This is a genomic window from Paracoccus sigandri (assembly GCF_003709565.1).
GTDB lineage: Bacteria > Pseudomonadota > Alphaproteobacteria > Rhodobacterales > Rhodobacteraceae > Paracoccus > Paracoccus siganidrum.
On sequence record NZ_QNRC01000036.1, the window covers coordinates 16596 to 33656 of the forward strand.

The following is a 17061-nucleotide window of genomic DNA, read 5'->3' on the forward strand; positions in this document are numbered from 1 at the left end:
CCGCTACGCGGTCACGAATTCCACGCCCGGCAGCGCCGCGATCTCGGCGATGTCGGCGCGGTACCGGGCCGAAACCTCGTCCACCAGCGCCTGGTCCCAGCCGGGCAGGTCCACGACCTGGTCCAGCGCGCCGGCCAGCGCGTGGCGTTCCAGCATCTCGGCATAGATCCCGCGCCGGGCGGCGATGGTCAGCTGGTCGCGCCCGGCCAGGGCCGCGCGCAGCTTCGGCAGCCCGGCATCGCCCAGCAATTCGTGCATATAGATCAACGCGCCGGCCAGCGGCAGGTCGGGCGCCATGTCGGCGGCCAGCCGCACCACCTCGGGCCAGATCAGCGGCACGTCCTCGTGGCACCAGATCACCACGCGCCGCCCGCGCAGCGCCCCCAGCAGGCGGCGGATCGCATCGTTCCAGCGCAGGGCGCGCGGGTCGGTGCCCTGCATCAGCGCGTCGTAATTGCCGCCCGCGACCAGCGGCCGGACCTCGGTCAGCAGGGTCGCCGGATTGCGGATGGCCAGGAAGAATTCGCAATCGGCATCGGGAAACAGATTGGCCAGCGCCGCCGCCCGCGAGGCGATCTGGGGATAGAGCTTGCCATGGCCGACCACCCGGCCCGGCGCGCCCAGAAAGCCCGCATTGGACAGCACGACCCGCTGGGTGCCGTCATGTTCCAGCACCGCGTCCAGCATGATCTGCTCCATCTCGGGCGTGGCGACGCCGCCGTTCAGCGCCATCAGCGCCTCCTCGAAGATGCCGCGATAGCGGGTCGGCGTGATGACCTCGGTGCCCTGTTCCAGCAGCGGCGCGCGATTGTTCAGCAATGTCTTCAGCATCCGGTCGCCGTCGGTTGCGTGCACCCCGAGGTGAAAGACCATCTGCATCGGCGCTGCCCTATCTTTTCATATCGTTACGCCCTCCGGCGGGGCGAGGCGCAGATTATCCGCCACAGCCGGACAGTCAAACCGCTTTGCATCCGGGTCGGGAAAGCTGGCCGGTCAGAACGGACAGACCGCCAGCAGTTCGCGGGCCATCGCCTTCAGGTCCTTCGGCGGCAGGGCAAGATCGGCGGCATAGTCGCCGGGATCGAAGGGCAGGGCGATCTTCCGGCGATCCTTCCCGGTCAGGTCCATGCCCACCGACTGGAAATAGTCCCGGAACTTGAAATCGCTCTCCAGTTCCTTCGAAAAGGATCCGATCCAGGCCGTGGGGATGCCATAGGCATGTGACACGATGATCCCGTGCAGCGAGGTCGACAGCGTGCCCTCGCAGGAACGGATGAGATCGATCACCTCCTCGATCGGCCGCTTCAGGTCGATCAGGACCGTGTCCTCCGGCAGCAGGCTCTTGTTCTTCCGCCAGAATCCCATGTCATAGACATGCGGGATCAGGCCCAGGCGGAATTTCCTGCCGCCGGTTTGCGGCGCATGATACAGCGGCAGGCACAGGCCCGGATCGCCCATCACCTCGGGCTGCTCGTATCTCCGTTGTTCAAGTACCCGCCTGGTCAGCGGGCCGCGCACCGCCAGAACCTGCTTGGGCCGCATGAAATAGTCATCGGGATTCTTGATGCCCGACCCCCAGACGACCGCGCGATTCTTCTTGCGGATCTTCTGCAGGATGCTGCCGCAGGTGAAATGCACCGCGACGCCTTCGGGCACATGGCCGGGCGCGCAATGGCGCGGATAGCGGCCGGTGCGCCTGTGATACAGCCAGGGCCCGATCCAGTCGCCGAAATTCATGAAATCGCCCCACCACGACCACCACATGTTGTCGTCGGGCAATTCGCCGCGTTGCAGGCGGGCAAGCTCGGCCTCGTCGGGTTTCGTCAGGGGGAAAGTCATCGGGTGCCGCTTGTGAATGCCGCGCCATCCTTGGGCAGGGGCGCGCGCGGGTCAAGGCCGGTTCCACCGGCAGCGAAAACGGCCCCCGGTATGTCTCCGGGGGCCGTTCGCCTGTTCACGCCCCGCAGGGGGCAGGGGCGGCGATCACGCGCGCGCCAGGTTGCGCAGCACGTAATGCAGCACGCCGCCGTTCTTCAGATATTCGATCTCGACCTCGGTATCGACGCGGGCCTTCAGCTGGATCGTCTTCTCGGTGCCGTCGGCATAACGGATGGTGCAGGGCACCAGCGACAGCGGCTTGAACTCGCCCGCAAGGCCGTGGATCGAGACCACCTCGTCGCCCTTCAGCCCCAGCGACTTGCGGTTCTCGCCCTCGGTGAACTCGAAGGGGATGACGCCCATGCCGACCAGGTTCGAGCGGTGGATGCGCTCGAAGCTCTCGGCGATGACCGCCTTGACGCCCAGCAGGTTGGTGCCCTTGGCCGCCCAGTCGCGCGACGAGCCGGCGCCGTATTCCACGCCGCCGAAGATCACCAGCGGTGTGCCCTGCGCCTGGTATTCCATCGAGGCGTCGAAGATCGAGGTCTGCTGCCCGTCCGGCCCCTTGGTATAGCCGCCCTCGACGCCCTCCAGCATCTCGTTGCGGATGCGGATATTGGCGAATGTGCCGCGCATCATAATCTCGTGATTGCCGCGGCGAGAGCCGTAGCTGTTGAAATCCTTGGGCGCGACCTGCCGCTCGGTCAGGTATTTGCCGGCCGGGGTGGTCGGCTTGAACGATCCGGCGGGCGAAATGTGGTCGGTGGTGATCATGTCGCCCAGGATCGCCAGGATGCGGGCGCCGTCGATATCGCTGATCTCGCCCGGATCCTTCGACATGCCCTGGAAATAGGGCGGGTTCTGGATATAGGTCGAGCTGGGCGGCCAGTCATAGGTCTCGCTGTCGGTGATCTCGACCGCCTGCCAGCGCTCGTCGCCCTTGAAGACATCGGCGTATTTCCTCTGGAACGCCTGGCGGGTCACGGTCGCCTCGACCAGTTCGGCGACTTCCTGGGCGGTCGGCCAGATGTCCTTCAGATAGACATCCTTGCCGTCCTGGTCCTTGCCGATCGGGGTCTTGGTCAGGTCGATGTTCACGTCGCCCGCGATGGCATAGGCCACGACCAGCGGCGGCGAGGCCAGATAGTTCGCGCGCACGTCGGGGCTGATCCGGCCCTCGAAGTTGCGGTTGCCCGACAGCACGGCGGTGGCGACCAGGTCGTTGTCGTGGATCGCCTTCGAGATCGCGGCATCGCCCAGAGGCCCCGAATTGCCGATGCAGGTGGTGCAGCCGTAGCCCACCAGGTTGAAGCCGAGCGCGTCCAGGTCCTCCTGCAGCCCGGCGGCCTCCAGGTATTCGCCGACGACCTGGCTGCCCGGCGCTAGCGAGGTCTTGACCCAGGGCTTGCGGGTCAGGCCAAGCGCGCGCGCCTTGCGGGCGACCAGGCCCGCGCCGATCATCACATAGGGGTTCGAGGTGTTGGTGCAGGAGGTGATCGCCGCGATCACCACCGAGCCGTCGCGGATCGCGTAGTCCTTGCCCTCGACCGCGACGGTCTTGCGCACGTCATTGGCCGGGGCCACGACCGCGCCGCCCTCGTCGACCATCTCGTTCGCCGCCACCGACAGGTCGACGCCGCGATATTCCGCGACGGTCTTGTAGAAGGCCCGCGCGGCCAGGTTCAGCGGCGTATAGTCCTGCGGGCGCTTGGGACCCGAGATCGCCGGGACGATGTCGCCCATGTCCAGGTGCAGCGTGTCGGTATAGACCGGATCGTAGTCGGCGCCGCGCCAGAAGCCGTTCTGCTTGGCATAGGCCTCGACCAGCGCGATGCGGTCCTCGTCGCGGCCGGTGTTGCGCAGATAGCGCAGGGTCTCGTTGTCGATCGGGAAGAAGCCGCAGGTGGCGCCGTATTCGGGCGCCATGTTGGCGATGGTCGCGCGGTCGGCCAGCGGCAGGTGGTCCAGCCCCTCGCCGTAGAACTCGACGAACTTGCCGACCACGCCCTTCTGGCGCAGCATCTGGACGACCTTCAGCACCAGGTCGGTGGCCGTGGTGCCCTCCATCATCCGGCCGGTCAGCTTGAAGCCGACGACCTCGGGGATCAGCATCGACACCGGCTGGCCCAGCATCGCGGCCTCGGCCTCGATCCCGCCGACGCCCCAGCCCAGGACCGCCAGGCCGTTGACCATGGTGGTGTGGCTGTCGGTGCCGACCAGCGTGTCGGGATAGGCAACCTCGGCGCCGTCCTGGTCGGTATCGGTCCAGACCGTCTGGGCCAGGTATTCCAGGTTCACCTGGTGGCAGATGCCGGTGCCGGGCGGCACGACGCGGAAATTGTTGAACGCCTTCTGGCCCCATTTCAGGAAGGTGTAACGCTCAAGGTTGCGCTCGTATTCCAGGTCCACGTTGCGCTGGAAGGCGCGGGGATTGCCGAAATCGTCGATCATGACCGAATGGTCGATGACCAGGTCCACCGGGTTCAGCGGGTTGATCTTCTGGGGATCGCCCCCCAGCCCGATGATGCCGTCGCGCATCGCGGCAAGGTCCACCACGGCGGGCACGCCGGTGAAGTCCTGCATCAGCACGCGGGCCGGGCGATAGGCGATCTCGCGCGGGTTCTTGCCGCCCTGGGTCGCCCATTCGGCGAAGGCCTTGATGTCGTCGACGCTGACGGTGCGGCCGTTATCCTCGAAGCGCAGCATGTTCTCCAGCACGACCTTCAGCGCGGCCGGCAGTTTCGAGAAATCACCCAGTCCCGCCTCGGTGGCAGCGTCGATCGAGTAATAGGCGTAGTCGCGGCCGCCGACCTGCAGGCTGCGGCGGGTCTTGGCGGTATCGGTTCCGGTCTGAATCGGCATCAGGGCCTCCCTGTCTGCGAGATGGATGGGTCGGACATGCGTGTCCCTGCTTTGCCTGATGCTGCCATGCGGCGCAAGCATGCAGCACGAGGGGTCGGCAAAAACATTGTATGCAATCGCATACCATATTTGGGGGCGTTGCTCAAGGGGCACGCCCCCATCGCTCTCGCAGGTTTAACGAAGCCTTGATTTGTTCTTTTCGCGCGCGATTGGCTATGGAGGAGGCAAGATGAACGGTTTGACCTCCACGAACAGACGAATCCCGGCTTGGCGATTCCCGGTGCGATTCCCGGTGCGATTCCCGGTGCGATTCCCGGTGCCGGCGCTGCTCTGCGCGGCGCTGATGGCGCTGCCGGTCTGCGCCCTCGCCGACGGCCTGGGCGCGCAGGCCGCGGGCGGTCCCGAAAGGGATGCCGGCGGCGGCGGCCGCGACCGGGCGACATCGGCGAAGGGCGGGGAAGGGGCGCCGGTGATCTCGGCCCCCTCGGCGCCGGGGCGCGCGGCGCCGCCGACCGATCTGTCCTCCTCGGCCGAGGGTCTGGCCGGGTTCAACAGCTTCGCGGCCACCGACATGCCGCCGCCGGCGCTGGACGGGCTGGGGCTGTCGGCGATGCCGGTGGTGGTCGAGCTGTTCACCTCGCAGGGCTGTTCCTCCTGCCCGCCGGCCGATGCGATGATGTCGATGCTGGCCGGGCAGCGCGGGGTGCTGCCGCTGTCCTTCCATGTGGATTACTGGGACTATCTGGGCTGGGCCGACAGTTTCGCCCGCCCGGAATTCAGCGCCCGGCAGGAAGCCTATGCCCGCGTCGCGGGCGAGCGGTCGGTCTATACCCCGCAGCTGATCGTCGCGGGAACCGATACCGCCGTCGCCCCCGGACCCGCGCAGATCAAGGGCCTGATCGAGACGCATCAGATGGCGCCCGCGCTGCTGAACGTGCAGCGCAGCAAGAAGGCGGATGCGGACCTGATCGAGCTGATGCCGCTGTCGGACCTGGGCGGCGAGGTCGAGGTGTCGCTGATCCGCTTCCTGCCCGAGCGCAGCGTCGAGGTGCGCGGCGGCGAGAATGACGGGCGGTCGATCACCTATACCAATGTCGTCCTGGCGATGGAGCGGCTGGCGAAATGGGACGGCGCGGCGCCGCTGCGGCTGAACGTGCGCGCGGGCGAGGTCTCGGACGACCGTTTCCCCGACGACACGCGGCATGTGATCCTGGTGCAGCAGGACCAGCCGGGCGGCGATCTGCCGGGCTCGATCCTGGCAGCGATCGTATTGGACTGACAGCCGGGCCCGCCGCCGGAACCGCCACGGCGCGGGGCGCGCTTGCCCGCGCGGCCGGGATCGGCGACAAGCAGGGTCCAAGAGGATTGGCGGACAAGGCGGGAAGGACCGGATGAAGCAACCGAAACCCTGGGTGAAATCGGCGCTGGAGCTGGGGCCGGTGATTCTGTTCTTCGCGGTCTTCATGCTGTTTCGCGACGATACTGTCAGCGTCATGGGCCGCGACTATGGCGCCTTCGTCTTCGCCACGCTGATCTTCGTGCCGGTGCTGGTCGCCTCGACCCTGGTGCTGTGGCGGCTGACCGGCAAGCTGGCGCCGATGCAGATCGCGACGCTGGTCTTGGTGCTGGTCTTCGGCGGGCTGTCGGTCTGGCTGAACGATCCGCGCTTCTTCAAGATGAAGCCGACGATCATCTACCTGCTGTTCGCGGCGATCCTGGCCGTGGCGCTGGTCTCGCGCCGCAACTGGCTGGGGGCGGTGCTGTCCGAGGCGCTGCCGATGACCGATGCGGGCTGGCGCAAGCTGACCTTCCGCATGATGGCGATGTTTCTGGCGCTGGCGGTCGCGAACGAGCTGGTCTGGCGGCTGATGTCGGAATCCAGCTGGGTCTGGTTCAAGACCTTCGGCCTGCCGCTGCTGCTGTTCGTCTTCCTGATGGCGAATGCCGGGCTGTACCGCGAACATGCGCTGGAAAAGCCGCAAGAGGAACCGCAGGACGGGGAATAGGCCCCTCCGCGTCGCGGAAGGGCCCGTCTTGACGGATCAGGCCAGGTCGAAGCGATCGGCGTTCATCACCTTGGTCCAGGCGGCGACGAAGTCGTTCACGAACTTGCCCTGGCTGTCGTCCTGGGCATAGACCTCGGCATAGGCCCGCAGGATCGAGTTCGAGCCGAAGACCAGGTCGACGCGGGTCGCCGTCCACTTGACGGCGCCGGACTTGCGGTCGCGGATCTCGTAGAGATTGCCGCCCACCGGGTTCCAGCTATTGCCCATGTCGGTCAGGTTGACGAAGAAGTCGGTCGTCAGCTGGCCTTCGCGGTCGGTGAAGACGCCATGCTTCGTGCCGCCGTGATTGGTGCCGATGGCCCGCATCCCGCCGATCAGCGCGACCATCTCGGGCGCGGTCAGGCCCAGAAGCTGGGTGCGGTCCAGCATCAGCTCCTCGGGGCTGACGACATAGTCCTGCTTCAGCCAGTTGCGATAGCCGTCGGCCAGCGGCTCCAGCACCGCGAAGCTGTCGGCGTCGGTCTGTTCCGCCGTCGCATCGCCCCGGCCCGGCGCGAAGGGCACGGTGATGTCGAAGCCTGCCGCCTTCGCGGCCTGCTCGACGCCCAGGTTGCCGGCCAGCACGATGACATCGGCGACCGAGGCCCCGGTTTCCGCCGCGATCGGCTCCAGCACCGACAGCACGCGGGCCAGGCGCTGGGGCTCGTTGCCCTCCCAGTCCTTCTGCGGGGCCAGGCGGATGCGCGCGCCATTGGCGCCGCCGCGCATGTCCGAGCCGCGGAAGGTCCGCGCGCTGTCCCAGGCGGTGGCGACCATGTCGCTGGCCGACAGCCCGCTGGCCGCGATCTTCGCCTTCACCGCATCCACGTCGTAATCGCTGCGGCCGGCGGGGATCGGGTCCTGCCAGACCAGGTCCTCGGCCGGAACGTCCGGGCCCAGGTAGCGTGCCTTGGGGCCCATGTCGCGATGGGTCAGCTTGAACCAGGCGCGGGCGAAGGCGTCGCTGAAGGCCTCGAAGTCGTTCATGAAGCGCAGCGAGATCTCGCGATAGATCGGGTCGACCTTCAGCGCCATGTCGGCATCGGTCATCATCGGCATGTGGCGGATGGACGGATCCTCGACATCGACCGGCTTGTCTTCCTCGGCGATGCTGATCGGCTGCCATTGCGAGGCGCCCGCCGGGCTGTGGGTCAGCGTCCATTCATGCTTGAACAGCATCTGGAAGAAGCCGTTGTCCCATTGCGTCGGGTTGGTCGTCCAGGCGCCTTCCAGGCCGCTGACCACGGTATTGCGGCCGATGCCGCGGCCCTTGGTGTTGAACCAGCCCAGGCCCTGGAACTCGGGGCCGGCGGCCTCGGGATCGGGGCTGAGATCGGCGGCATTGCCGTTGCCGTGGCATTTGCCGACGGTGTGGCCGCCGGCGGTCAGCGCGACGGTTTCCTCGTCATCCATGCCCATGCGGCCGAAGGTCTCGCGCATCTGCAGCGCGGTCGCCTGCGGGTCGGACTTGCCGTTCACGCCCTCGGGGTTGACGTAGATAAGGCCCATCTGCACGGCGGCCAGCGGGTTTTCCAGCGTCGCGGGATTGGCGACATCGCCATAGCGGCCGTCGCTGGGGGCCAGCCATTCCTTCTCGTCGCCCCAATAGGTGTCCTTCTCGGGGTGCCAGATATCCTCGCGGCCGAAGGCGAAGCCATAGGTCTTCAGGCCGGCGGTCTCATAGGCGATGGTGCCCGCCAGCACGATCAGGTCGGCCCAGCTGATCTTGTTGCCGTATTTCTTCTTGATCGGCCACAGCAGGCGGCGGCCCTTGTCGGTATTGACGTTGTCGGGCCAGCTGTTCAGCGGCGCGAAGCGCTGGTTGCCGGTATTGGCGCCGCCCCGGCCGTCGCTGGTGCGGTAGGAGCCGGCCGCGTGCCAGGCCACCCGCGCGAACATGCCGACATAGCTGCCCCAGTCGGCGGGCCACCAGTCCTGGCTGTCGTTCATCAGCGCGCGCAGGTCGGCCTTCAGCGCCTCGACATCCAGCTTCTTCAGCTCTTCGCGATAGTTGAAGTTCTTACCCAGCGGGTTGGTCTTGGTGTCGTGCTGGTGCAGGATGTCCAGGTTCAGCGCGTTCGGCCACCAGTCCATGACCGATTTGCCCATCGCGGTCATCCCGCCATGCATCACCGGGCATTTGCCGGTGCTGGCGATATCGTTTCCATCCATGTCGCTCTCCAGGTATGGCTGCAGTTTCAGGAGCGGGGGGCGAACCTTCCGCGGGACGGCGCGGCCTTGCTTGCGCGAATCCCCCAGGCGATTCCGACCCCCTTCCCGGACAGGGATAGCAGCCAATCCGCATAAGATAAATTTGCATTTTCTAATCCATACGATATGCAAATCAAATGCGACGACTCTCGATGAAACATCTGCGCTATTTCGAGGCCCTGGCCCGCCACGGCCATTTCGGCCGCGCGGCCGAGGATTGCGCGATTTCCCAGCCGGCGCTGTCCCTGCAGATGAAGGAGCTGGAGGAAATCCTGGGCGCGCCGCTGATCGAACGCGGCACGCGGCAGATCCGGCTGACCGCCCTGGGCGAGGCCTTCGCGGCCCGCGCCCGCGACATCTTGCGCGCCGTGGACGAGCTGGGCGACCTGGCGCGCGCCTCGCACAGCCCGCTGATCGGGCGGCTGCGGATCGGGGTGATCCCGACCGTCGCGCCCTATCTGCTACCGCGCATCATCAAGGGGCTGGCGGCGCGCTATCCGGGGCTGGACCTGCGCCCGCGCGAGGCGGTGACGCAGCGGCTGATCGAGGACCTGATGGAGGGGCGGCTGGACACCGCCGTCGTGGCGCTGCCGGTGTCCGAACCCTCGCTCAGCGAACATGCGCTGTTCGACGAGGAATTCCTGCTGGTCCGCCCCGAGGAGGACGCCGGCAAGCCCGTCCCCGAGCCCGAGAAGCTGCGCGAGATGCGGCTGCTCTTGCTGGAAGAGGGGCATTGCTTCCGCGACCAGGCGATTTCCTTCTGCAAGATGTCGTCCTCGCTGCCGCGCGACCTGATGGAGGGCAGTTCGCTGTCCACGCTGGTGCAGATGGTCGGCGCGGGGATCGGCGTCACGCTGATCCCGCAGATGGCGATCCCGATCGAGACGCGCTCGGCCCGCGTCTCGGTCGTCCGGCTGCCCCGGCCGCGCCCCTCGCGGACCATCGGCATGGTCTGGCGCAAGACCAACCCGCTGTCCGGCCAGCTGGTCCATATCGCCGGGATCCTGCGCGAAGCGGTGGCGGATGAGCGCGGGGGCGACGCCCCGCTGCCGCTGCCGGCTTGACAAGTCCGGCCGGCTCTGGAACCCTCGGCGCTGTCAGGGGAGTCCCGCCCAAGGGACTGAGAGGCTGATTGGTGGCAATCCCGCAAGGGCTGTCACGGTGACGCGACCCTTTGAACCTGACCCAGTTGATACTGGCGTAGGAAGACCGAGGGGCGCCGCGTCGTCCTTTGGGCCGTGGCGGCCGCAACCGGACCGCGATCGGTCCCTTTCTGCCCTTGCCATCACTTGGGTCTTTTCGAGTCGCTGCTTGAGAGGACGCCATGAACAAACACGCTCCGGTCCCGACCATCACCACCGGACCGCTTCCCGCCTCGCGCAAGGTCCATCACCCCGGCCGGATCCATCCCGACCTGCAGGTGCCCATGCGCGAGATCGACCTGCACCCCTCGGCGATGGAGCCGCCGGTCACGGTCTATGATCCCTCGGGCCCCTATACCGATCCCGATGCGGCCATCGACATCGCCCAGGGCCTGCCGCGCCTGCGCGAGGGCTGGGCCGAGGCGCGCGGCGATGTGGAACGCTATGCCGGCCGCGTCGTGAAGCCCGAGGATAACGGCTTCGCCACGGGTGAACGCCTGACCCCGGCCTTCCCGCGCCAGTATCGGCCGCTGCGCGCAACGGGCGGGCGGGCGGTGACGCAGATGGCCTATGCCCGCGCCGGCATTATCACGCCGGAAATGGAATTCGTCGCCATCCGCGAAAACCTGGGCCGCCGCGCCGCGAAGGAACAGCTGCTGCGCGACGGCCATGACTGGGGGGCCGCGATCCCCGATCACGTCACCCCCGAATTCGTCCGCGCCGAGGTGGCCTCGGGCCGGGCGATCATCCCAGCGAACATCAACCACCCCGAGATCGAGCCGATGATCATCGGCCGCAATTTTCTGGTCAAGATCAACGCCAATATCGGCAATTCGGCCGTGACCTCCAGCATGGAGGAAGAGGTCGAGAAGCTGGTCTGGGCGAACCGCTGGGGCGCCGACACGGTCATGGACCTGTCCACCGGCCGCAACATCCACAACATCCGCGACTGGATCATCCGCAACAGCCCCGTGCCCATCGGCACCGTGCCGATCTATCAGGCGCTGGAGAAGGTCGGCGGCGTGGCCGAGGACCTGTCATGGGAGGTGTTCCGCGACACGCTGGTCGAACAGGCCGAGCAGGGCGTGGATTACTTCACCATCCACGCGGGCGTGCGGCTGCCCTATATCCCGCTGACCGCCAACCGCGTCACCGGGATCGTCAGCCGCGGCGGTTCGATCATGGCGAAATGGTGCCTGCACCACCACCGCGAAAGCTTCCTGTATGAACATTTCGACGAGATCTGCGACATCATGCGCGCCTATGACGTCAGCTTCAGCCTGGGCGACGGGTTGCGGCCCGGCTCGATCGCCGATGCCAATGACGCGGCGCAATTCGCGGAACTGGAGACGCTGGGGGAACTGACGCAAATCGCCTGGCAGAAGGATTGCCAGGTGATGATCGAGGGTCCCGGCCATGTGCCGATGCACAAGATCAAGGAGAACATGGACAAGCAGCTGGCCACCTGCGAGGGCGCGCCCTTCTACACGCTGGGGCCGCTGACCACCGATATCGCGCCGGGCTACGACCATATCACCAGCGCCATCGGCGCGGCGATGATCGGCTGGTTCGGCACGGCGATGCTGTGCTACGTCACCCCCAAGGAACATCTGGGCCTGCCCGACCGCGACGACGTGAAAACCGGCGTCATCACCTACAAGATCGCCGCCCATGCCGCCGACCTGGCCAAGGGTCATCCGGCCGCGAAGATCCGCGACGACGCCCTGTCCCGCGCGCGCTTCGAATTCCGCTGGGAGGATCAGTTCAACCTGTCGCTGGACCCCGACACCGCGCGCAGCTTCCACGACCAGACCCTGCCCAAGGAGGCGCACAAGCTGGCGCATTTCTGTTCGATGTGCGGGCCGAAATTCTGCTCCATGAAGATCAGCCACGACATCCGCGCCGAGGCCCGTGCCCAGCAGGGCATGGAGGAGATGGCGCAGAAATACCGCGCGGGGGGCGATCTCTACATGCCCGCGGACGCGGCAGGGGACGACTGAGGCCAGTCCCCGACGCTTGCGGGGGCGCTTGGCGGAAGCGTCGCTTGCGGCTAGAACGATCCTCCCGACAGCCCCGAGAGGAGATCGCCTTGGCCGCACAGGACACCGCCACCGCTGACCGCATCGCCCGCACCATCGCGGCCGAGATCAACGCCGCGCCCGCGCAGGTCCGTGCCGCCGCCGAATTGCTGGATGGCGGCGCGACCGTGCCCTTCGTCGCCCGCTACCGCAAGGAGGTGACCGGCGGGCTGGACGACACGCAGCTGCGCACACTGTCCGACCGGCTGGCGTACTTGCGCGAGATGGAGGCGCGGCGGGCGGCGATCCTGGGCTCGATCACCGAGCAGGGCAAGCTGACCGAGGACCTGGCCCGCGCCATCGCCGGGGCCGAGACCAAGGCGGCGCTGGAGGACATCTATCTGCCCTTCAAGCCCAAGCGCCGCACCAAGGCGATGATCGCCCGCGAAAACGGGTTGGAGCCGCTGTTGCGCGCCATCCAGGACGACCGCGCCGCCGATCCGGCCGCGCTGGCGGCGGGCCATGTGACCGAGGCGGTGGCGGATGCCAAGGCGGCGCTGGACGGCGCGCGCGACATCCTGGTCGAGGAACTGTCCGAAAACGCCGCGCTGCTGGGGAACTTGCGCGATTTCATGCGCCGCGAGGCCTTCATCGCGGCAAAGCTGGTGGCCGGCAAGGAAGAGGCCGGCGCCAAGTTCAGCGACTATTTCGACCATCGCGAGAAATGGGCCGACATTCCCGCCCACCGCGCCCTGGCGATCCTGCGGGCGGCGAAGGAGGAGATCGTGACCATCGACATCTCGCCCGAGCCCGAGACCGGCGCGCAGCGGGCCGAGGGGATCGTGACGCAGGCGCTGGGGCCGCTGGGGGACCAGCCGGGCGACAGGTGGCTGCGCGGCGTGGCCGGCTGGTGCTGGCGCGTCCGGCTGTCGAACACCATGTATATCGACCTGCTGACCGAGCTGCGCAAGCGCGCCCATGACGAGGCGATCCGCGTCTTCGGCCGCAATCTCAAGGACCTGCTGCTGGCCGCGCCGGCCGGGCCGCGCGCGACCATCGGATTGGATCCCGGCATCCGCACCGGCGTCAAGGTGGCGGTGGTCGACGCGACCGGCAAGCTTCTGGACACCGCGACGATCTATCCCTTCCAGCCCAAGAACGACCTGCGCGGGGCCGAGGCCACGCTGCTGGCGCTGATTGCGCGCCACGGGGTCGAGCTGATCGCCATCGGCAACGGCACCGCCAGCCGCGAGACCGAGCGGCTGGTCGGCGATGTGCTGAAGCGCCTGCCGAAGGAGGTGAAGGCGCCGACGCGGGTGGTCGTGTCCGAGGCGGGGGCCTCGGTCTATTCGGCTTCGGAACAGGCGGCGAAGGAATTTCCGGGCCTGGACGTCAGCTTGCGCGGCGCGGTTTCCATCGCGCGGCGTCTGCAGGACCCGCTGGCGGAGCTGGTCAAGGTGCCGCCCGAATCGATCGGCGTCGGCCAGTATCAGCATGACGTGGACCAGCGCCAGCTTGCGAAGACGCTGGAAGCCGTGGTCGAGGATGCGGTGAACGCCGTCGGCGTCGACCTGAACACGGCATCCGCGCCGCTGCTGGCCCATGTGGCCGGGCTGGGGCCGTCGCTGGCCCAGAACATCGTCGCCCATCGCGACGCTTCGGGCGCCTTCCGCTCGCGCGCGGCGCTGAAGAAGGTGGCGGGGCTGGGGCCGCGCGCCTTCGAGCAATGCGCGGGCTTCCTGCGCATCCGCGACGGCGACGAGCCGCTGGATGCCTCCTCGGTCCACCCCGAGGCCTACGGCGTCGCGCGCCGGATCGTGGCCGCCTGCGGGCGCGACATCCGCGCGATCATGGGCGACGGGAGGGCGCTGAAGGGGCTGCGGGCGGAACAGTTCGTGGACGCGCATTTCGGCCTGCCCACCGTGCGCGACATCCTGGCGGAACTGGAAAAGCCCGGCCGCGACCCGCGTCCCAGCTTCGTCACCGCCAGCTTCGCCGAGGGGGTCGAGGACATCCGCGACCTGCGCCCCGGCATGTCGCTGGAAGGCACCGTCACCAATGTCGCGGCCTTCGGCGCCTTCGTCGATATCGGCGTGCATCAGGACGGGCTGGTCCATATCAGCCAGCTGGCCGACCGTTTCGTCAAGGACCCGAATGAGGTGGTGAAGGTCGGCGACGTGGTGAAGGTGCGCGTGACCGAGGTCGACGTGGCGCGCAAGCGGATCGGGCTGACCATGCGCAAGGATGGCGGCGCCCCGGCCGCGGGGGAAAGGTCCGCGCGCGGGCCCGCGCCGTCGCCGGGCAAGGGGCAGGGCAAGGGCGGCAGAGGGCCCAAACCCGCGCCGAGGGGCGATCAGGGTCCCGGCTCTTTCGGGGCGGCGCTGATGGACGCGATGCGGCGGAAATGATGTCGCAGCCGCGTCCCGGCTATTGTTGAGAGAAATGATCTGGTATAGCTGTCCTGCCTGCGAATGCCCGCAGCAGCAGGAAGGAGCCTGCCATGTCCGTTCTCAGAACCCATCGCTCGGTCGGCATCATCCCCGCCCGCGCCGGGGCCGCCGTCGCCGCGCTGAAGGCCCGTGCCGCCCTGTGGGAGGTGCCGCTGATCGAGACGCCCGAGCGGCTGAGCCTGTTCGTCTGGGGCAGCGAGCTGCGCCTGGTCCCCGAGGATGACGCGGTCCGCATCGAGCTGATGGCCCCCGAGGCGCGGCTGATCGGCACGCTTCAGGACAGCGCGACCGAGCTGTTCGAGACCGAGGGCCTGGCCGTCCAATGGGACCGCGTGGACGAGGGCGCGCTGGCGCCGGGCCTGTCCCTGATGCGGGTGGTCTCGGTCACGCCGCGCACGCCGGGCTTCCTGCGCGTCCGGCTGCAGGGGCCGGATGCCCCGCGCTTCGGCGAGACCAGCCTGCATTTCCGCCTGCTGCTGCCGCAGCCGGGCCGGGCGCCGATCTGGCCGCGCGTCGCCGCCAATGGCCGCACGGTCTGGCCCGAGGGGCCGGACGCGCTGCATCGCCCGGTCTATACGGTGATCGACCAGCAGCAGGACTGGCTGGATTTCGACATCTTCCGCCACCAGGCCAGTCCGACCTGCGACTGGGCCGACGGCGACCCGGTGGGGCAGGAGGTCGGCATCATCGGCCCCGGCGGCGGCTGGTGCCCGGATGCCGAGATGCTGTGGCTGTTCGGCGACGAGACCGCGCTGCCGGCCATCGCGCGGATGCTGGAGCTGGCCCGCGGCGAGGTCGCGGCGGTAGTCCGCGCCAGCTATGCCGACCTGGGCCCGCTGGCCGCCGACCCGCGCGTCGCCCGGACCGACGACCTGCTGGGCGCGCAGGAGGCCGTGGCCCCCGGCAAGGGCGTCTTCGTCTGGTTCGCCGCCCGCGCCGACCAGGCCCGCGCCGTCCGCCGCAGCCTGACCGAACGCGGCTTCGACCGCCGCGATTTCATGGCCGCCGCCTATTGGGACTGAGGCGCCTCTTCGGTCTTGCTTATGGCGGCCCGGCCTGGCGCGGCTGATGTCGGATCGGCGCAACCGGCCGGATTGACGGGGCAGGGGCAGGCGGCTTCTAGCCCATTTGCGCCAGGAACAGTTTGATCAGGATGCCGAAGCTGCCGATCGACATGGCCGGCAGCAGGAAAGCGAGCTTGCGCCTGCCTCTTGCCGCCAGCCAGGCCGAGGCAAGCTGCGTCACGATCAGCACCGGAAGCCCGAGATGATAGCTGATCTCGAAGAGGCGCAGGGCAAGCCGCCGCTGTCCGGGATCCTCCGGCCATTCGGCGAAGCCCAACCCCAGCGGAGACATGAACCAGGCAAGGCAGATCAGAACCGCGACAAGCGTCGTCGCGGCAAGATAGATGCCGAGCAGGAGGCTATGGAGCGGCGCAGCGGCCGAAGGGCTGACCATGATCCGAGGCTAGAGCCATTCCGGCGGCCGGGCAATCGCCTGGCCCGTCCCGCGATGGAGCGCGGGCCGGATCGCACTCTCACATCGTGGGATCAGACAGCTTCCCGCACCGCGACCTGCCGCAAGGCGCGCCTCTTTCACGCGGGCCGGCGGGTGGCCGGATCGCCCATTGTAAATATCTTTACTGATTATTTGCAAAACATGTGAATAAATTTACAAAATTATCTTTTTATGAAAAGGGTTTACGCGATCATGCCCTTTGTGCTTAACATTTCCTTGGGGGCGTTTCGCGTGTCGCTTGCCTGTCATCGTCCGGCTGGCTCATGCGCTGCGCAAGGTTGCGAGGAGGATCTTCCATGAGTGTTGAAATCATTGAGAAACGTGGTGTTCCTTCGGGTTTCGGAGAGGCGCATGTGGATGCCGGGGGTTATGCGCGTCTCTATGCCGAATCGATTTCGGATCCCGAGGGGTTCTGGGGCCGCGAGGGGCTGCGGCTGGACTGGATCGAACCTTACGGCAAGGTCAAGAACACCGATTTCACGCTGGGGCAGGTCTCGATCAGGTGGTACGAGGACGGGGTGCTGAACGCCTGCGTCAACTGCGTGGACCGGCACCTGCCGGAACGCGCCGACCAGACCGCGATCATCTTCGAGCCCGACGACCCGAAGGATCCCGCCCAGCACATCACCTATGCGGAACTGTCGGAAAAGGTGAACCGCTTCGCCAATGTGCTGTTGTCGCAGGGCGTGATGCGCGGCGACCGGGTGGTGATCTATTTGCCGATGATCCCCGAGGCGGCCTATGCGATGCTGGCCTGCGCCCGGATCGGGGCGATCCATTCCATTGTCTTCGCAGGGTTTTCGCCGGACGCGCTGGCCAACCGGATCAACGATTGCGGCGCCAAGCTGGTGATCACCGCCGATACCGCGCCGCGCGGCGGGCGCAAGACGGCGCTGAAGTCGAATGCCGATGCGGCGCTCTTGCATTGCTCGGACAA

General features: G+C 67.5%; 12 protein-coding genes and 1 riboswitch. Of the genes, 7 read left to right on the forward strand and 5 right to left on the reverse strand.

Annotated elements, in window-relative coordinates:
• Positions 1-3: 3 nt before the first annotated feature.
• The 3 genes from C9E82_RS20785 to acnA all read right to left on the reverse strand — a co-directional run bounded on the left by C9E82_RS20785 (position 4) and on the right by acnA (position 4740).
• On the reverse strand, positions 4-855 hold the full coding sequence (locus C9E82_RS20785) for a hypothetical protein (RefSeq protein WP_244936050.1): 852 nt from the start codon (positions 853-855) through the stop codon (positions 4-6).
• A gap of 138 nt (positions 856-993) precedes the next feature.
• Positions 994-1839, reverse strand: a complete 846-nt coding sequence (locus tag C9E82_RS20790; protein WP_119898694.1) for a polysaccharide pyruvyl transferase family protein — start codon at positions 1837-1839, stop codon at positions 994-996.
• Between the two features lie 144 nt (positions 1840-1983).
• The gene (acnA, locus tag C9E82_RS20795; protein WP_119898693.1) at positions 1984-4740 is read right to left on the reverse strand and encodes an aconitate hydratase AcnA; all 2757 of its coding nucleotides are present in this window, start codon (positions 4738-4740) and stop codon (positions 1984-1986) included.
• Positions 4741-5044: 304 nt separating this feature from the next.
• Here acnA and C9E82_RS20800 point away from each other — a divergent pair, with 304 nt between their 5' ends.
• Both C9E82_RS20800 and C9E82_RS20805 read left to right on the forward strand, forming a co-directional pair.
• On the forward strand, positions 5045-6019 hold the full coding sequence (locus C9E82_RS20800; protein ID WP_170162101.1) for a DUF1223 domain-containing protein: 975 nt from the start codon (positions 5045-5047) through the stop codon (positions 6017-6019).
• A 112-nt stretch (positions 6020-6131) separates the two neighbouring features.
• Positions 6132-6746, forward strand: a complete 615-nt coding sequence (locus C9E82_RS20805) for an inner membrane-spanning protein YciB (protein ID WP_119898691.1) — start codon at positions 6132-6134, stop codon at positions 6744-6746.
• A 36-nt stretch (positions 6747-6782) separates the two neighbouring features.
• Here C9E82_RS20805 and katG read toward each other — a convergent pair whose 3' ends face one another.
• Positions 6783-8957: a catalase/peroxidase HPI gene (gene katG, locus C9E82_RS20810; protein WP_119898690.1), complete on the reverse strand. Its 2175-nt coding sequence runs from the start codon at positions 8955-8957 to the stop codon at positions 6783-6785.
• A 176-nt stretch (positions 8958-9133) separates the two neighbouring features.
• On the opposite strand from katG, the gene C9E82_RS20815 reads away from it, so the two are divergent.
• The 4 genes from C9E82_RS20815 (at position 9134) to C9E82_RS20830 (ending at position 15628) form a co-directional block, all read left to right on the forward strand.
• Positions 9134-10060, forward strand: coding sequence for a hydrogen peroxide-inducible genes activator (locus C9E82_RS20815; protein WP_119898689.1), 927 nt, complete (start codon positions 9134-9136; stop codon positions 10058-10060).
• A 25-nt stretch (positions 10061-10085) separates the two neighbouring features.
• Positions 10086-10220: riboswitch (TPP riboswitch) on the forward strand.
• Positions 10221-10320: 100 nt separating this feature from the next.
• Complete coding sequence (gene thiC / locus C9E82_RS20820) at positions 10321-12138, forward strand: phosphomethylpyrimidine synthase ThiC (protein ID WP_119898688.1); 1818 nt, start codon at positions 10321-10323, stop codon at positions 12136-12138.
• An 89-nt stretch (positions 12139-12227) separates the two neighbouring features.
• The gene (locus tag C9E82_RS20825) at positions 12228-14564 is read left to right on the forward strand and encodes a Tex family protein (RefSeq protein WP_119898687.1); all 2337 of its coding nucleotides are present in this window, start codon (positions 12228-12230) and stop codon (positions 14562-14564) included.
• A 92-nt stretch (positions 14565-14656) separates the two neighbouring features.
• The gene (locus tag C9E82_RS20830) at positions 14657-15628 is read left to right on the forward strand and encodes a siderophore-interacting protein (protein WP_119898686.1); all 972 of its coding nucleotides are present in this window, start codon (positions 14657-14659) and stop codon (positions 15626-15628) included.
• A gap of 97 nt (positions 15629-15725) precedes the next feature.
• Here the strand turns inward: C9E82_RS20830 and C9E82_RS20835 are convergent, their stop codons facing one another.
• The gene (locus C9E82_RS20835) at positions 15726-16064 is read right to left on the reverse strand and encodes a hypothetical protein (protein ID WP_119898685.1); all 339 of its coding nucleotides are present in this window, start codon (positions 16062-16064) and stop codon (positions 15726-15728) included.
• A 356-nt stretch (positions 16065-16420) separates the two neighbouring features.
• Between C9E82_RS20835 and C9E82_RS20840 the strand changes: the two genes are divergently transcribed.
• On the forward strand, positions 16421-17061 hold a 641-nt coding region (locus C9E82_RS20840), incomplete at its 3' end, for an AMP-binding protein (protein WP_147482379.1).